Raw genomic sequence first — 16,351 nt, 5'->3', positions numbered from 1 at the left:
TCATGCTTTGATGCTGAAGTGATAATTTAAAATAGACAAAGCAACGACTGGAGCGGTTTCAGTCCTTAAAACACGATCTCCAATACACCAGTTTTGAAAATTGTTTTGGTTGGCAGTTTCAATTTCTACTTCACTTAAACCGCCTTCTGGACCAATAAGTAAAGCAAGATGATTGTCACTTTTTAGCAAGACATTTTCTTGATTTTTATTTGGTGCAAGCACAAAACGAGATGTAGGTAATTCAGATTTTACCCAATCATTCAGCGCAATCGGCGGAAGAATTTGGGGAACTTTATTTAATCCACATTGTTCGCAGGCCGCGATAGCAACAGATTGCCAATGGTCTAATTTTTTTTGATCTCGATCATATTTTAGACGCATTTCGCAGCGGTCACTGGTTAAGAGTTGAATCGTCGTAACACCAAGTTCAGTTGCTTTCTGAATCGCATAATCCATGCGATCACCTTTGCTCATGACTTGACCTAAAATTACGTTAAATGGTGCAGTTCGATCTAACTCATTAAATTGATCAACCGAAACAAAGGCATTTTTCTTATTAATTTCAGTGAGTGTTACGAGGTATTCACCACCTTTTCCATTGAAAAAGATGGCTTGTTCTTGCTCTTTTGCTCGAAGCACACGTACCCAATGATGAAATACTGATTCTGTTAATTCGATTGTATTTCCAGTATTTAATTCAGTTTCGATATAAAAACGATTCATGCTTAGGTACGGCTCTTACAAATTAGTTCAAACCAAGATCAACAACGAGTTGTCGAGTTGGTTCTGTTTGGTTCATTGAGTAGAAGTGAAGTGTTGGTGCACCACCAGCAATTAAACGTTCACAAAGCTTAACAATCACTTCATGACCGAAAGCCTTAATGCTTGCGCTGTCATCACCATAGGCTGCAAGTTGCTTACGAATCCAGCGTGGGATCTCTGCACCTGTACCATCAGCAAAGCGAATTAAGTTGCTTGCATTTGTAATTGGCATGATGCCTGGTGCAACTGGAATATTCACTCCAGCTTTTTCTAGACGGTCAATGAAATAGAAATAAGCATCTGGATTGAAGAAGAATTGAGTAATTCCCGCATTTGCACCTGCTTGAACTTTTTCTACAAAACGCTTGATGTCTGCATCGAAGCTTTCTGCTTGTGGATGCATTTCTGGATAAGCTGCCACTTCGATATGGAAGTGATCGCCAGAATGCTCACGAATAAAACGTACCAGGTCTTGTGCATAAGGGAGTTCGCCAAGACCAACTTGTCCTGATGGTAAATCACCACGCAACGCAACGATACGGTCAATACCTTGAGATTTATACAAATCGAGTAACTCAGCGATACGAGCTTTATCATCACCAATACAAGACAAGTGAGGTGCAACAGGCGTGCCTTTACCATTAAAGTCATCAATTGCAGCTAAAGTTCGTTCACGAGTAGAACCACCAGCACCATAAGTGATCGAGAAGAACTCAGGGTTGAGTAATTGTAGCTCTTGATGAACGACTCGTAATTTTTCTGCACCAGCGTCAGTTTTTGGTGGGAAAAATTCAAAAGAAATAGGAACACGTTTCGTCATTTCAAATCCTTTTTAAAATTGCTTAGAAATTTTAGAAAAAAGGGCAGTCCGTAAAACGTCTGCCCTCTATTTCTTAGTACTTGTAAGCGTCAGATTTGAATGGACCTTCTACAGGAACACCGAGGTAATCTGCTTGAACTTGAGTTAATTGTGTCAACACACCGCCAAAACCAACAACCATTGCAGCAGCAACTTCTTCATCTAATTTCTTAGGAAGAACTTCTACGCGAATCGCAGCTTGTTTTTGGTCAGCAGGCAAATCAGCAAATTTTTCAGCGAACAAATGCATTTGACCTAAGACTTGGTTCGCAAAAGAACCATCCATAATACGAGATGGATGACCTGTTGCATTACCGAGATTCACTAAACGCCCTTCAGAAAGAAGGATTAGATAATTGCTTTCATCTTCTGAACGATACACTTGGTGTACTTGAGGTTTTACTTCAACCCATTTGTAACCACGTAAATATGCTGTGTCAATTTCAGTGTCAAAGTGACCGATGTTACAAACAACTGCACCAGCTTTTAAGCTATCCAACATTGCTGAGTCACAAACATGGTAGTTACCCGTTGTGGTCACAACAAGATCAGTGTTACCTAATAGATCGTGATTGATATCTTCTTTCTTACCAGTTTGTACGCCATTTTTGTACGGAGAAACAACTTCGTAACCATCCATACATGCTTGCATTGCACAGATTGGATCAACTTCAGTCACACGAACGATCATGCCTTCTTGGCGTAAAGATTGAGCAGAACCTTTACCAACGTCACCGTAACCAATCACAAGCGCACGACGACCAGAAAGCAACATATCGGTCGCGCGTTTGATTGCATCATTTAATGAATGACGGCAGCCGTATTTGTTGTCGTTCTTAGATTTTGTGATTGAATCGTTGACATTGATTGCTGGAACTTTAAGTGAACCATCTTTCCACATTTCTAACAGACGTTGAACACCTGTCGTGGTTTCTTCAGTAATACCGTGAATACGTTCTAAAAGCACAGGATATTTTTCATGAACAAGTGCAGTTAAGTCACCGCCATCATCCAAGATCATGTTGGCATCCCAAGGCTGACCATTAACATTGATCTGTTGTTCTAAACACCAAACGTATTCTTCTTCAGTTTCGCCTTTCCAAGCAAATACTGGAACACCACTTGCAGCGATCGCAGCAGCAGCATGATCTTGAGTAGAGAAGATGTTGCAAGATGTCCAACGAACTTCTGCACCAAGCTCAACTAATGTTTCAATTAAAACAGCAGTTTGGATTGTCATGTGGATACAACCCAAGATTTTTGCGCCCGCAAGAGGTTTAGCAGCTGAATAACGCTTACGTAAGCCGATCAAAGCTGGCATTTCTGCTTCAGCAAGTTTGATCTCTTTACGACCGTAGTCAGCAAGGGAAATATCAGCAACTTTATAATCTGTAAATGAAGCATTCACCGCGTTCATCAGGATCTCCTAGAAAAAATAGTATGGATCATTCTGTTCGCGGATGCCGTTGTTGGTTAAAGCGAATGTTTAACCGATCGTCGAGCCTGGCAAATTGATCTTTAGTACCGATCACTTGTCGCAGCATCCCTCGACTAGGGCAATATAATACTTGGAAATCACTTTTGTTCCAATGTTATTTTTATGACAGATGGTCAGAAAATGAGAGATTGAGGAAGGGGAAAGATAAAAGAAAAATTGTTAATCGTATTTTAGGGTTCCTTATCCTTTTGAAACCCTAATCAGCAAAATTTATCATTATGCTTTTAAATGATCTTCGAATTCTTCGCCAAGTTGCATGGCTAAAGCATTACCAGAAAGATCACAAGTCACCAAACCATATTCTTTTTTAAAACTAAAAGTAAAGCCACGATTGTCTGCTAAGTTTTTAACTGAATATCCTAATTTCTCTAACCAAATACGAAAAGCGACTAAATTTTTTGCTTTAACAACTCTGTTTTTCATAGCAGAACTCCTTGTGAACTTGTAATTATTAATAAGGGTGTCTTGAAAATTTTTAAAGGGGTGATGCATATATTTATTTTTCGGCTTGTAAATATTGTAAAACTGAAGTAATCAAAAAAGATTGGATTAAAAATTAGATTTTATATGTACTTGTATTTTAATTATAAAATTAACGTTGGTCGCAAAATAAGCAATTGCTATTGTTAAGTTTTTCGTATTTTAAGATGTAAAAAATAATTTCATTTTTCACTTTATTGCTAAAGTGAAAAATGAGTACCCAGCGAGGAAGTTCTTGTTTAGAACTGATCTTTTAAACTGCGAATTCGAGCAAAGTCTTCAGCACTTTCTGTACGCAGGAAAGGGTTAGTTTCTAGCTCTAATTCAATTGTACTTGGCAGTGTGATTTGCCCCGCATCTCTCAGTGCTTGAACTTCTCTAAAGCGTTCTTGCAACGCGACATTATGTGGTTCAACGGTTAAGGCAAACTCGGCATTCGCTAATGTATATTCATGTGTACAGTACACTTTGGTTTGAATAGGCAAAGCTGCGAGCCGATTGAGTGAATGATACATTTGCTCGGCAGTCCCTTCGAATAAACGACCACAACCCATCGCAAATAGTGTATCTCCACAGAATAAGCTGTCGATTTCTTCAATAAAATAGGTGATATGACCGAGAGTATGACCAGGAGTTGCAATAATCTCAATTTTGAGATGATTAAAGTGGAAATGATCATTGTTTTGTAATGGATTGGAAATTAAAGATATTTTACTTAGCTCATCACGAGGGCCATAAACAGGAATATTTTGATCTGCCAATAAGCCTGAAACTCCATCCGTATGATCGCGATGCCAATGCGTCAGCCATATTTGCTTTAATTGTAATTGATGCTCTGCGCAGAACTGTGTCACAAGATGTGCCTCAGTAGGATCAATGACGACGACTTCTTTGGTATGTGTATCTTCCAATAACCAAATATAATTTTTTAAGGCGTTTTTAACGTCAATTGCATGAATTTTATAATGCATAGCCGAATCCTAAATCTTTGTTTCAAGAGGTTATTGTGCGGCCAATTGTGAAATTTAACCGATTGTATTAGTTTAAGTGTAAAAGATTCATAGTGCAAAAGCTGTAGGAGTTCGATGTGTTTTACTGACTTTTTAGGGCAGTATATGACGACTGAAATCAGCCATTATCTTTATAGTTGACAAGTGTAGTATTTTGAATAAAGATGATATAAAAGGTTTATAAGTTAATGATTTACATTCATCTTGACTCGAATAACAGATATTTAATTTAAGCTAAATAATTTAAAAGATTACAGTGAATAAGATAAGTATAGAGTGAATGCATAAGATCGAATGTAGGGAAATCATAAGAAGAAAGTGAGGGAAGTTATGTCTGATTTGGTAGATCATGAAGTTGTTGTTATCTTCAAAAAATATTTACACCCTTTGTCTGCCAAGCTTACCGAAATGTTGAATGAGCACTTTAGTCACCAAACTGAGCGTCGGGGCTGTGGTTATACTCAAGCAACACGGGTGATTGCAGAATTTGTTTCTCAACCGCGTGATCTGATCGGTTTTCAAGACTTTAGAATTTTTGAAGAATATGAAACCAAGGGTTTAAAGAATATTTTAAATCAAGCTTCTTTATATGGTTTGGAGCTAGGAACTTGGCGCAATTTGGACACGAATCCAGATGTGGAAACTTGCCTAGGAAAACTCAATCCGCAAGAAACATTTACACAAAATTTAAGACAGGAAGTTGATTTTCAAGCGACTTTAAGAACCTTGTATCAATATGCTGAGCTTGAAGAAAGTATTTTAATTTGTCAGTTACTCGCGGATATTATTCTCCCGCAAGATGCTAAAAATTTAGAAATGATTGAGTGTGAGTCTTTGGAGGAAAAGCCAAAAGTAGGCTCATGTCCAATGGCGGAAAAATTCTTCTTACGTATTGCACATCATCGGTTACTCAGACAAGGTGAAATCAATATCTTTGTAGATGAGCAAGACCAGCCTATTATGATGGAAAAGATGAATATGGGTGACAATCACTCCTGTATCAGCTTAGTGCCGTTAATGATGAATGGGGTAAGGTTACCTGCAGGGAGTCTATTTTCTGCAAATTATGATTTAGATCACTTGGACAAACATCAGAATCAGCAATACAAAGGTTATGTCATTCCTATTTCACAAATGAACGGTTTTTGGTTTTTACGGTTAACCACTTTAGCTGTTTCTCCGCAAAATCGTGCGCGTGCATTTGGTTATCATTTTAAACAGCAAGTGGATAATGGGCTGTTCCGACCAGATACAACTGAGTTGAGCCAACTCATGGAAATTGCTCAAGATCAAATATGCGTAGGACATCCATGCTAAAAGCTTGTTATTCTCCGCGCTATTATGCTCAAACGCATACCAACAGCATGGAAAAATTGACCGCAGTTGCGGATGTACTGTATGAAAATAAAATGGTTGAGCTCATTGATCCTGGACTGATTGATGTTGAAATTTTAAAGAAATTGCACAATCCACAATATGTTGAAGCTTTTATCTCAGGTGAATCTGCTTTTGCGACAGTACAAGGGTTTAAACCTTGGAATACGCAATTACGTGATGCGATTTTATCCGTTCAGGCGGGGCAGTTATTGGGTGCAGAAATCGCATTAAATGAGGGTATTGCTGCAAATATTGCACAAGGTTTTCATCATGCAAGTTATGAGTCTGGTGCAGCATATTGCACATTCAATGGTTTAGCGCTGGTTGCAAAGCAATTCCCTGAAAAAAGAATCTTTATTTTGGATTGCGATCAGCATGGTGGTGATGGTACAGCAATATTTACCAACCGAATGACCAATCTAGTCAACTTTGGGATTTTTGGTATCCGTTTCGGCTGTAAAGCGAATGAACGCAGTCTGACCCGATATATTCATCCAAAACAAGGTAATTTTGATCTCTATCGAGAAGCGATCTTTGAAGCGTTTAATTATGCTTCCCGTTGGGAGGCGGATCTTATAATTTATCAAGCAGGTATGGATTGTCATCAACTGGATAAATATGGTTCTAAATGGTTTACTACAGAATTATTGTTTGAACGAGATCGATTGGTTTTTGAAATGGCAAAAAAAATGAAAATTCCGATGTTGTTTGTATTGGCGGGGGGATATCAGGAGCTTGAGGATTTAGTTCCATTGCATGTCAATACATTCAAGGCTGCGAACGAAATCTACTTTCCATAGGAAATTAAAATGTAAAAAGCACTCAAACAAGAGTGCTTTTTGATTGAGCTTGATTAACGTAATTTGGCTAACCAATCTCCAAGCATTTGAACCATCTGGACCAAAAGTAATAAAACAATAACTGTTAAAATCACAACACTAGTATCAAAGCGTTGATAGCCATAAGAAATTGCCAAATCACCAATACCACCTGCACCGACTGCTCCCGCCATCGCTGTTGCGCCGATAAGAGAAATCGTACCAGTCGTTAAGTTCAGGATCAGAGAACTACGAGCTTCAGGGATAATAAACTTAAAAATGATTTGCCAAGGCGATGCACCCATCGCTTGAGCGGATTCAACAATACCTTCATTCACTTCGAGTAATGAGGTTTCAATCAAACGACCGAGATAAGGGCCAACATAAATCGTTAACGGTACAATCGCGGCCCATGTTCCAATCGATGTGCCTACAATCATTTTGGTTAATGGAATAACCGCAATCAGTAAAATAATGAAAGGCAATGAACGCAGCGCATTCACAATTGGATTAAGAAAATAATAAACCGCGCGATTCTGTAAAATACCACCATTGCGTGTTACGACTAATGTAATGCCTTGGATCAATCCCCAAATACAACCAAACAACAATGAGAAGAACACCATTTGAAAGGTTTCTTGTAAAGCTGTTACGAATTGATCTATTGACAGTGAGCTATGCCAAAATGGTGCTGTGACTTCTGTTAGCCATTGTACGATGAAGTCTCTCATTGGCTTACTCCAGATTGTTCAACTTTAACGCCTTGCTGTTCAAGGAATTTAATTGCTTCCTGAATAATATTTGGATCACCTAAGAGCTGAATAAACATCTGACCAATAACAGTTCCGTTAATTTCAGTCATATTGGCAAAAAGAATATTGAGGCTTAAATCAAAGTGTTTAATCACCGCTTGAATAACGGTTTCTTGAGCTGAAGTCCCTAAGAACTGGAGGTTATAGATACTCTTATGATGCTTATGCTCAAGGTTATTTAGAATATTGACAGGGAGTTGTTGCTGTAACACGGTCTGAATAAATGTTTTAGTCGTTGGATGTTGGGGCTGGCTAAAGATATCGAGTGTTGAACCTGTTTCAATCACATGACCTGATTCCATCACCGCAACATAATCACACACTGACTCGATTACATCCATTTCATGTGTCACCATGACAATGGTGATGTTTTGCTCTTGGTTGATCTTTTTTAATAAGGCTAAAACAGATTTGGTCGTTTGTGGGTCAAGCGCAGATGTTGCTTCATCACAGAGTAGAATTTTAGGATGATTGGCAAGCGCACGAGCAATACCTACACGTTGCTTTTGACCTCCTGATAATTCATCAGGGTAGGCATCTTTCTTATGTTTTAAATCGATAAAATCTAATAATTCTGCTAAGCGCTTTTCACGCTCAATCATACTATGCCCAAGTAATTTAAGCGGCATTTCAATATTTTCAGAGACAGTCTTTGTTTGCAATAAATTGAAGTGCTGAAAGATCATGCCGATATTTGCACGTTCTTGACGAAGTGTACGCGCATCCATTGCAGTAAAGTCTTTTTGATTAATAATTACTTGTCCCTGTGATGGACGCTCTAGCAAATTAATCAAACGAATTAACGTACTTTTACCTGCACCACTATAGCCAATAATCCCAAAGATACTACCTTCAGGAATTTCTAAATTAATTTGGTCTAACGCATTAATCGTCTGACCCTTTAGCTGATAGTGTTTCGAAATGTTTTTAAATTGGATCATGTTCGTCAATACTAAGCAAAAAAGAAAAAACAGGCAAAGTCACTTTGCCTGTTTCGTTGAGAAGATTATATTACGAATTTGCTTCTGTGAGATAGCTTGTTGGTTTGTTCACGTCAACCTTGGTACCAGCAAAATGTTCTTGTACATATTGCTTAACAGCTTCGGTGTGATACAACGCACCAACTTTTTGCAATATAGCATCATCTTTACGTGATTCTGCCGTTGCTAAAACGTTCACATTTAATTTCGTGCTTTGATCGATTGGTTCGTAGAAGATTGCATCTTTAAGAACGTTTAATCCACCTTCCATTGCAAGCGTATTACCTAACAAAATCGCATCCACTTCGTCTTTAACACGAACAGCAGTTGCCATTTGAATTGGTTTAATTACGATTTTCTTGCTATTTTCAATGATGTCAGCAGGTGTGCCTTTTACAGGGTCGAAATCAGCTTTTAATTTGATTAAGCCAGCACTTTGTAAAAGTAATAAAGCACGTGATTCATTCGCACCATCATTTGGAATTGCAATTGTTGCGCCTTCAGCAAACTCTTCAACTTTTTTCACTTTGCTTGAGTAGATACCCATTGGCTCTAAGTAAGTTGTTGAAACAGGTGCAATCTTATCTTTATTTGCCGCATTGAAAGCAACAAGATATGCATATGATTGGAATGCATTTAAATCAACTTCTTTGTTTGCAACCGCGGTATTCATTGCAACATAGTCTGTGAAGTTTTTAATTTCTAATTTAACGCCAGCAGCTTTGGTTTCAGGTAATGTTGCGATATAGCGCCAAATGTCTGCATCAGAACCAGTAGAAGCAATTACAACAGTTTGCAACGCGCCAGCATCACCTTTTTGTTCAGTCGATGCTGTATCTGGTTGTTTGCTGCACGCTGCAAGCAATAACACAGATACACTTAAAAAAAGACCAATCAGCTTTTTCATGTATAAATCCTAATCGAAATAATGTTGAGAAGGTTCGTATTTCTCTAGCATTAGTGATTGCAATAATTTTGTATGTTGCAAATTAGCATCATGCATAAACATTCATGTGAATTGCTTTTAAAATCTGCGTCTTGCAACATTATAAAAATAGATGAATATTCATGTTCAAATTTAATACAACTTATTTGAACAATAGAAACTTCATATTATTTTTATCATCAAATTTGGATCTAGCTGTAATTCAATCCCTAAACTACAATGTCTTAATTATTTGAAATAAATGAAAAAGATCATCGGTTTAACAAAAAAACAACATCTAAAATTTGGGCAATGATACCAACAATTTACATAAGGTTATAGGGGCGTAAATTGAACTAAAGCGTATAAGAGTATGATTATTTGAGGGAAATTACATTCATAGTAAACATAAATGGATGATAGTTTTATAAATTTTTCAGAAAAGATATTGAGCTGAATCAGTGGAATAATGAATATATATTTTTCTGAATTTTATATCTAAATAATGAATATAGAATTTATTTTTATGCATTTTCAGGAATAAAAAAGCCTTCCGAAGAAGGCCTCTTTAGAGAATGGCTTATTCAGCTTTTTCACGTGCAATTGCACGATAGCCGATGTCGCTACGGTATTGCATACCCGTGAATGTCACTTGACCACATACTTCTAGCGCATTAATTTGGGCTTCTAGCACAGTATCACCTAATGCTGTGACGCAAAGTACACGTCCACCCGCAGTAATGATATGACCATCTTCGGTGGTTGCTGTGCCAGCATGGAAGATTTTTGTATCTTCAGGAGATTGTCCGATACCAGAAATCACATCACCTTTACGTACAGTTTCAGGATAACCTTCAGCTGCAAGTACAATACCAATTGACTTACGTTCATCCCATTCAGCTTCGCTTGGTAAGTTACCATCAATACCAGCTTCAACTAAATCAACAAGAGATGATTTTAAACGCATCATAATCGGTTGGGTTTCTGGATCACCAAAACGACAGTTGAACTCGATCACACGAGGTTGACCTTGTTCATCAATCATTAAGCCTGCGTATAAGAAACCAGTGTAAACATGACCATCAGCAGCCATGCCTTCAACAGTTGGACGCATAACTTCATTCATAACACGTTCGAAAACGTCAGCAGTTACAACAGGAGCAGGGGAATAAGCACCCATACCACCTGTATTTGGACCCTGATCACCTTCAAAGATACGCTTGTGATCTTGTGAGGTTGCCATTGGAAGAATGTTTTTACCATCAATCATGCAGATAAAACTTGCTTCTTCACCAGCTAGGAACTGTTCGATCACAACACGAGAACCCGCATCACCAAATTTGTTACCTGCAAGCATGTCATCAATTGCAGCAAAAGCTTCTTCGTTGGTCATTGCAACGATAACGCCTTTACCTGCCGCAAGACCATCAGCTTTAATAACAATTGGCGCACCATTTTGTTCTACATAGGCTTTAGCTGCATCTACTTCTGTAAATACATCATAAAAAGCGGTTGGAATGTTATGGCGTTTTAAGAAATGCTTAGCAAATGCTTTTGAACCCTCAAGTTGCGCAGCATATTGAGTTGGACCCCAAATTTTAACACCCGCTTCACGAGCAGCATCAACAACGCCATTGACTAGCGGTGCTTCTGGACCAACAACCACCAGTGCAACATCATTGGCTTTAGCAAAATCAATGATCGCTGGGTTGTTTAAAATATCAAGGTCAACATTTTCACATTTGTCTTCAGTTGCTGTGCCTGCATTACCCGGTGCAACAAAAATTTTAGCCACTTTCTGATCTTGTGCGATTTTCCATGCAAGTGCATGTTCACGGCCACCGCTACCCAAAACTAAAATATTCATTATTAAGTTATTTCCCTTTTCCGTATTTAAGAATATACCTGTTAAGAATAAAAAAGTCCCTCTAATGCGACTAAGGCATCGCAGAAAAGAGGGACTTCGGGGTATTAATGACGGAAGTGACGCATACCCGTGAATACCATTGCAATACCAGCTTCGTCAGCTGCTGCAATCGTTTCTTCGTCACGCATAGAACCACCCGGTTGGATGATACATTTGATACCTGCTTTTGCAGCATTATCAATACCATCACGGAATGGGAAGAATGCGTCAGATGCCATTACTGCACCTTCAACCACTAAACCAGCATGTTCTGCTTTGATTGCTGCAATACGAGCAGAATTCACGCGGCTCATTTGACCTGCACCAACACCGATTGTTTGACGGTTTTTCGCATAAACAATTGCATTGGATTTCACGTATTTTGCAACTTTCCAAGCAAAGATAAGGTCATCAATTTCTTGTTCAGTTGGCGCACGCTTAGTTACAACCTTGAGGTCATCTTTCGTGATCATGCCTAAGTCTTGGTCTTGAACCAACAAACCACCGTTTACACGTTTATAGTCGAGTTGTGGAGCACGAGCATCAATCGCTGGAAGTTCACCACACACCATCACACGGACATTCTTTTTCGCGCCTGTGATTTCAAGTACGCCATCAGCAATGCTTGGTGCGATGATCACTTCAACGAATTGACGATCGACAATGGCTTGTGCAGTTGCAGTATCTAATTCGCGGTTAAATGCAATGATGCCACCAAATGCAGATTCTGGATCAGTTGCATAAGCAAGATCGTAAGCAGCTTTAATGCCATCTAATGAAACTGCGACACCACAAGGGTTTGCATGTTTTACAATCACACAAGCAGGTTTTGCAAAAGATTTAACACATTCAAGTGCTGCATCAGTATCTGCAATATTGTTATAAGAGAGTTCTTTACCTTGTAATTGCTTCGCAGTAGAAACAGATGCTTCTTTTGCATTTTCTTCTACATAGAATGCTGCATTTTGGTGAGGATTTTCACCGTAACGTAAATCTTGTGCTTTATTCAATTGAGTATTGAAAGTACGAGGGAATAAGTCAGCTTCACCTTCAACTTTACCAACACGTGCACCTAGGTAAGACGCAATCATGCCATCGTATTGAGCAGTGTGTTCAAATGCTTTAACAGCTAAATCGAAACGCGTTTCGTATGACAATGAACCATTTGCTTTTAATTCAGCAATGACGCTGTCATAGTCAGATGCATTTACGATAATACCAACTGAAGCATGGTTTTTCGCGGCTGCACGAACCATTGTTGGGCCACCGATATCAATATTTTCGATTGCATCAGCAAGAGAGCAGTTTGGTTTTGCAACAGTTGCAGCAAATGGATAAAGATTCACAATCACAAGATCAATCGGATCAATGTTGTGTTCTTGCATCACAGCTTCGTCCAGACCACGACGAGCTAAGATGCCACCATGAATTTTGGGATGAAGTGTTTTTACACGACCATCCATCATTTCTGGGAAACCTGTATGTTCTGAAACTTCTACTACGGCGATGTTGTTGTCTTTAAGCAACTTATATGTGCCGCCTGTAGATAGGATTTCCACCCCAAGAGCTACAAGGTTTTGAGCAAATTCAACGATTCCAGTTTTGTCGGAGACAGAGATTAAAGCACGTTTGATAGTCATGATTTTAGTCAACAATTTGAAGTCTACAGATTAAGCATAAAAAAATGCCCACGAGAACGTGAGCATTTTATCAATTATTCACTCATTAAACCGTGAGCTTTTAACTTTTTACGTAAAGTTCCACGGTTAAGGCCTAAAATCTCAGCGGCACGTGTTTGGTTGCCACGAGTATATTCTAAGACCACAGATAAAAGAGGTTTCTCCATTTCTGCTAAAACCATGTCATAAACTTGAGATGGTTGCTCACCTTGCAATTGTGCAAAATAATGACGAACTGCGCGATCTACATGGATGCGAAGAGCGACATCAGATTGAGCCGTAAAAATAGGAGATTTGCTATTCATGCGTGTTAATCCGAAAAATCAAATATCGCTTGGGTAAAGCGATATATAAATGTGGTCTAAATTACTGAGCCCTGTTTTAGATCCTAAAACAGTGACTCTAAAACAAAAGGACTATTAGCTTGCCACAATTCCTCGATTTGTGTAAAAAATAAGCGTAACAATAGTTAAATATTTGTTACTGCCTACTTTCAAAAACAAAAAAACCAACAATGCGCTTATGGGATAGAAGCACAGTTCGTTTAACGATTTTATTGTCTATAAATAACGAGGAGTATGTAGGTCAAAGCATTCGTGGCGCGTATCATACCACTGTCTGTGAAAAAGTGAGCAAATTAACTGCACTTTTTTTTGTTTTTTTGTCACTTTTTTATGCTTTTAGGGCTGTACAATTTCTAAACTATAGTCATCAAAGCTATTTTTGCTTTTTGGAATGGTAAATTCGAATCTAAAAGGACTGTTTGATGGAATACGTTGAATCATTTTTAGACTGTCTACAAGATAGTCTTGTGGCTTCAATGTGATGTCGGTGATGGTTTCCCCCTTTTCTTTTAGAACAACTTTAATAGAAGGAATCAAAATGCTGTTTTCATGGTGATTGATTAGCACGCCAGAAAACTTGGTTTCATCTTTGCTGATACGTTTTACTTTCACTTTTTCAAAACTGAGATACTTATATTGTTCGTCTAAAGTTTTGCAGGTCAAAATACCGCATGCATAATTGAAAATTCGATTCAATGCTGGGCTTTCATGCATAAGCTTTGGATTGAACCACAATATTTGAAAAGCAAATACAAGAATTAAAACAATATTGCCGATTCCCCATAAAGAGTAATAAAGCCATCCGTGTTGTTTGGTATTTGGCTCGTGCTCTATTAATAAGGCATCTTCCGAAAGATTTAGGCTGGGAAGGGCTGTAACGGGTTCGGTATTAAAGTAATTTAAGTTATTTAAATAAGTCAGTAAGTCGATATTTGAGTTTTCAATTTTTTGTTCAAAAATACTCAATATCTGCATTTGTTTTTCTGCAAATGAGCTGTCTGGTTGTATTGATGAAAAGAGTGAACGGTTCGTAGTGCTAGGAACCGTTTCATTCGCCTCTGAATCTAAAAGATTGGTCAATGCATTGAAGTTGATCATGCATTTTGGGCAACAAACCATACCCTGAGCAACGCTGAGTTGTGAAAGGGTCACTTTGTACACAGTTGAACATTTGGGGCAGCGGGTCTGTTTTTCACTCATAAGAAAAAGTATTCTCAAATTGTTGTTTTGCGTTTTCCTGAAATGCGACACCAGTTTTCTTCACGCTTTTCGATGTCTAATATATCAAAAAACTCAGAGTAAACACTAGAAACATCAGCAACTTGCTCTTCGATTACACCTGCAAGTGCGAACTCCCCCTCACTTTTGATTAAAGTTGAGAATTCAGGCGCTAGTGCCATTAGTGGTGCAGCTAAAATATTTGCTACTAACACATCAGCTTGTTGTTGATTGAACTCCTGATCAAACTCTTCAGGGAGACCAACATAAAGGCGATCAAGTACGCCATTTAATTCTGCATTTTGTTTTGTTGCCAACACAGCTTGTGGATCAATATCGGTTGCATAAACTTTTTTAGCACCAAGTAACAATGCTGCAACACCCAAAATACCTGAACCACAGCCATAATCGATGACAATTTTGTCTTTAACATCGGTTTTGCCTAACCATTGTAAGCATAAGAAGGTGCTTGCATGGTTACCTGTACCAAATGCTAAACCTGGATCAAGTTTGATGTTTGTCGCGTCTGCCTCAGGTGGTTCTAACCATTCTGGCACGATCCAGTATTTTTCGCCGATTTGGATTGGCTCGTAATAATCCATCCAAGCACGTTCCCATACTTGGTTTTCCAAATACTCATGGCGCATTGGAATATCTGGAAGTTGAGCTTTTAAAAAAGCTTCTAATGTATCAACATCGATTGGATCTTCTTCGTCTTGTTGATAGATCCCTGTAACGATAACTTTATTCCAAAGAGGGGTTTCGCCTGGTAGTGGTTCAAGTAAAGCCTGATCTTCTGCATCGTCTAAAGTCACACTGACAGCACCTAAAGAAAGAAGCAATGTTTCGGTGAGTTCAACTTGATTTTGATCAACAGTAATATGAATTTGTAGCCAGTTCACAGGAAAACCTAAGAAAATATATTTGCGATTATTGTAATAGATTCATGACCATGAAAGGGACAATAAAATAAGCTGATTACAATTTTAAGTCTATTTTTTTAGAAATTAAGCTATCTATGTATTCAAAATCCATAAAAAAGGATGCATTTAAGCATCCTTTTTTGAAAATATAAGTTTATGGAGCAGTTTGATCCATATCACCAGATGGTGCCATCATTGCTGGTGGTTGCTGCATCATTTGATGTTGCATTGGTGCCTGCATCGGCGCACTTACTGGGCGAGGTGCGGATTGTGTTTCTGAAATCTTGCTTTGCGTTTCAGGCATTGCATTGTTTGCGGGCATTGGTGGTTGGAATACTAATTTACCTGCGTCATTTGGTTCACAAACACCATTGAAAATTACACCTTTTTGAGCAAAAGAAACCATATCACCTTGTTTTTTGCTCTTACATACTTGCACATACTTTTGAGCGAGTTGGTCTGTGTTTGATTTGGTATTTGCATGTGCCGCTACTGTTGTGAAACATAAGCCACAAATTAGCGATGATAATAAAAGCTTAGTGTTCATATCATTTTCCTAAAGTATTTGTTATGCATTATCTAGAATAAGAAATTCCTTAAATAAAACAGTGGTGTTCAAGTTACCGATTATGGGGCGCTATGTTAACAGTAGGGTTGAATTGCAACATAACGTTACTTTTTGTGTATTTTGCAGCCATTTCAACGGATTGCTAAAAACAAGAATATTGACCATTTTTGTCAATTTAATGGAAAACTCCTG

General features: G+C 38.3%; 16 protein-coding genes. 2 read left to right on the top strand and 14 right to left on the bottom strand.

Annotated elements, in window-relative coordinates; genetic code table 11:
• The 5 genes from ACT4_RS01665 to gloB form a co-directional block, all read right to left on the bottom strand.
• Positions 1 to 723: a 16S rRNA (uracil(1498)-N(3))-methyltransferase gene (locus ACT4_RS01665; RefSeq protein ID WP_004878549.1), complete on the bottom strand. Its 723-nt coding sequence runs from the start codon at positions 721 to 723 to the stop codon at positions 1 to 3.
• 22 nt (positions 724 to 745) lie between these two features.
• The gene (gene metF, locus ACT4_RS01660; protein WP_004878551.1) at positions 746 to 1,582 is read right to left on the bottom strand and encodes a methylenetetrahydrofolate reductase [NAD(P)H]; all 837 of its coding nucleotides are present in this window, start codon (positions 1,580 to 1,582) and stop codon (positions 746 to 748) included.
• Between the two features lie 73 nt (positions 1,583 to 1,655).
• The gene (ahcY, locus tag ACT4_RS01655) at positions 1,656 to 3,038 is read right to left on the bottom strand and encodes an adenosylhomocysteinase (RefSeq protein ID WP_007479284.1); all 1,383 of its coding nucleotides are present in this window, start codon (positions 3,036 to 3,038) and stop codon (positions 1,656 to 1,658) included.
• A 297-nt stretch (positions 3,039 to 3,335) separates the two neighbouring features.
• Positions 3,336 to 3,542, bottom strand: coding sequence for a hypothetical protein (locus tag ACT4_RS01650; RefSeq protein WP_004878555.1), 207 nt, complete (start codon positions 3,540 to 3,542; stop codon positions 3,336 to 3,338).
• Positions 3,543 to 3,838: 296 nt separating this feature from the next.
• Positions 3,839 to 4,570 carry a hydroxyacylglutathione hydrolase gene (gene gloB, locus ACT4_RS01645; RefSeq protein WP_007479282.1) on the bottom strand — a complete coding sequence of 244 codons (732 nt, stop codon included), beginning with the start codon at positions 4,568 to 4,570 and terminating at the stop codon, positions 3,839 to 3,841.
• Positions 4,571 to 4,939: 369 nt separating this feature from the next.
• Between gloB and ACT4_RS01640 the strand changes: the two genes are divergently transcribed.
• Together ACT4_RS01640 and ACT4_RS01635 are read left to right on the top strand one after the other, a co-directional pair.
• Positions 4,940 to 5,926: a hypothetical protein gene (locus tag ACT4_RS01640; RefSeq protein ID WP_007479279.1), complete on the top strand. Its 987-nt coding sequence runs from the start codon at positions 4,940 to 4,942 to the stop codon at positions 5,924 to 5,926.
• A complete protein-coding gene (locus ACT4_RS01635) occupies positions 5,920 to 6,786 on the top strand; it encodes an acetoin utilization protein (protein WP_007479278.1) in 867 nt (288 codons plus the stop codon). Before ACT4_RS01640 ends, ACT4_RS01635 begins: the two co-directional genes overlap by 7 nt.
• Positions 6,787 to 6,839: 53 nt before the next feature.
• Here ACT4_RS01635 and ACT4_RS01630 read toward each other — a convergent pair whose 3' ends face one another.
• The 9 genes from ACT4_RS01630 to ACT4_RS01590 all read right to left on the bottom strand — a co-directional run bounded on the left by ACT4_RS01630 (position 6,840) and on the right by ACT4_RS01590 (position 16,138).
• Positions 6,840 to 7,535: a methionine ABC transporter permease gene (locus ACT4_RS01630; RefSeq protein WP_007479276.1), complete on the bottom strand. Its 696-nt coding sequence runs from the start codon at positions 7,533 to 7,535 to the stop codon at positions 6,840 to 6,842.
• Positions 7,532 to 8,557 carry a methionine ABC transporter ATP-binding protein gene (locus ACT4_RS01625; RefSeq protein ID WP_007479275.1) on the bottom strand — a complete coding sequence of 342 codons (1,026 nt, stop codon included), beginning with the start codon at positions 8,555 to 8,557 and terminating at the stop codon, positions 7,532 to 7,534. The genes ACT4_RS01630 and ACT4_RS01625 overlap by 4 nt, the downstream gene beginning before the upstream one ends.
• A gap of 70 nt (positions 8,558 to 8,627) precedes the next feature.
• Complete coding sequence (locus ACT4_RS01620; RefSeq protein ID WP_007479273.1) at positions 8,628 to 9,503, bottom strand: MetQ/NlpA family ABC transporter substrate-binding protein; 876 nt, start codon at positions 9,501 to 9,503, stop codon at positions 8,628 to 8,630.
• Positions 9,504 to 10,101: 598 nt separating this feature from the next.
• Positions 10,102 to 11,388 carry a phosphoribosylamine--glycine ligase gene (gene purD, locus ACT4_RS01615; protein ID WP_007479272.1) on the bottom strand — a complete coding sequence of 429 codons (1,287 nt, stop codon included), beginning with the start codon at positions 11,386 to 11,388 and terminating at the stop codon, positions 10,102 to 10,104.
• 104 nt (positions 11,389 to 11,492) lie between these two features.
• Complete coding sequence (gene purH, locus ACT4_RS01610; protein WP_007479271.1) at positions 11,493 to 13,067, bottom strand: bifunctional phosphoribosylaminoimidazolecarboxamide formyltransferase/IMP cyclohydrolase; 1,575 nt, start codon at positions 13,065 to 13,067, stop codon at positions 11,493 to 11,495.
• A 74-nt stretch (positions 13,068 to 13,141) separates the two neighbouring features.
• The gene (gene fis / locus ACT4_RS01605; RefSeq protein WP_001086304.1) at positions 13,142 to 13,411 is read right to left on the bottom strand and encodes a DNA-binding transcriptional regulator Fis; all 270 of its coding nucleotides are present in this window, start codon (positions 13,409 to 13,411) and stop codon (positions 13,142 to 13,144) included.
• Between the two features lie 375 nt (positions 13,412 to 13,786).
• Positions 13,787 to 14,650 (bottom strand): DUF3426 domain-containing protein, encoded by an 864-nt coding sequence (locus tag ACT4_RS01600; RefSeq protein ID WP_007479221.1) that lies wholly within the window; start codon positions 14,648 to 14,650, stop codon positions 13,787 to 13,789.
• A 14-nt stretch (positions 14,651 to 14,664) separates the two neighbouring features.
• Entirely contained in the window at positions 14,665 to 15,570 is a 906-nt protein-coding gene (gene prmA / locus ACT4_RS01595; RefSeq protein WP_007479219.1) for a 50S ribosomal protein L11 methyltransferase, read from the bottom strand.
• 175 nt (positions 15,571 to 15,745) lie between these two features.
• Positions 15,746 to 16,138, bottom strand: a complete 393-nt coding sequence (locus ACT4_RS01590) for a hypothetical protein (RefSeq protein WP_007479217.1) — start codon at positions 16,136 to 16,138, stop codon at positions 15,746 to 15,748.
• Positions 16,139 to 16,351: the final 213 nt, after the last annotated feature.

The organism is Acinetobacter sp. NBRC 100985 (assembly GCF_000241225.1).
Classification (GTDB): domain Bacteria; phylum Pseudomonadota; class Gammaproteobacteria; order Pseudomonadales; family Moraxellaceae; genus Acinetobacter; species Acinetobacter venetianus.
This window is presented reverse-complemented; position numbering and strand designations above follow the sequence as displayed.

Excerpts from the sequence above, each read along its gene's own strand:
- ACT4_RS01620 (WP_007479273.1), bottom strand. The coding sequence starts at position 9,503 with ATGAAAAAGCTGATTGGTCTTTTTTTAAGTGTATCTGTGTTATTGCTT.
- ACT4_RS01625 (WP_007479275.1), bottom strand. The coding sequence starts at position 8,557 with ATGATCCAATTTAAAAACATTTCGAAACACTATCAGCTAAAGGGTCAG.
- ACT4_RS01635 (WP_007479278.1), top strand. The coding sequence starts at position 5,920 with ATGCTAAAAGCTTGTTATTCTCCGCGCTATTATGCTCAAACGCATACC.
- purH (WP_007479271.1), bottom strand. The coding sequence starts at position 13,067 with ATGACTATCAAACGTGCTTTAATCTCTGTCTCCGACAAAACTGGAATC.
- gloB (WP_007479282.1), bottom strand. The coding sequence starts at position 4,570 with ATGCATTATAAAATTCATGCAATTGACGTTAAAAACGCCTTAAAAAAT.
- ACT4_RS01590 (WP_007479217.1), bottom strand. The coding sequence starts at position 16,138 with ATGAACACTAAGCTTTTATTATCATCGCTAATTTGTGGCTTATGTTTC.
- ACT4_RS01630 (WP_007479276.1), bottom strand. The coding sequence starts at position 7,535 with ATGAGAGACTTCATCGTACAATGGCTAACAGAAGTCACAGCACCATTT.
- ACT4_RS01650 (WP_004878555.1), bottom strand. The coding sequence starts at position 3,542 with ATGAAAAACAGAGTTGTTAAAGCAAAAAATTTAGTCGCTTTTCGTATT.
- ACT4_RS01665 (WP_004878549.1), bottom strand. The coding sequence starts at position 723 with ATGAATCGTTTTTATATCGAAACTGAATTAAATACTGGAAATACAATC.
- purD (WP_007479272.1), bottom strand. The coding sequence starts at position 11,388 with ATGAATATTTTAGTTTTGGGTAGCGGTGGCCGTGAACATGCACTTGCA.
- ahcY (WP_007479284.1), bottom strand. The coding sequence starts at position 3,038 with ATGAACGCGGTGAATGCTTCATTTACAGATTATAAAGTTGCTGATATT.
- fis (WP_001086304.1), bottom strand. The coding sequence starts at position 13,411 with ATGAATAGCAAATCTCCTATTTTTACGGCTCAATCTGATGTCGCTCTT.
- ACT4_RS01640 (WP_007479279.1), top strand. The coding sequence starts at position 4,940 with ATGTCTGATTTGGTAGATCATGAAGTTGTTGTTATCTTCAAAAAATAT.
- metF (WP_004878551.1), bottom strand. The coding sequence starts at position 1,582 with ATGACGAAACGTGTTCCTATTTCTTTTGAATTTTTCCCACCAAAAACT.
- ACT4_RS01600 (WP_007479221.1), bottom strand. The coding sequence starts at position 14,650 with ATGAGTGAAAAACAGACCCGCTGCCCCAAATGTTCAACTGTGTACAAA.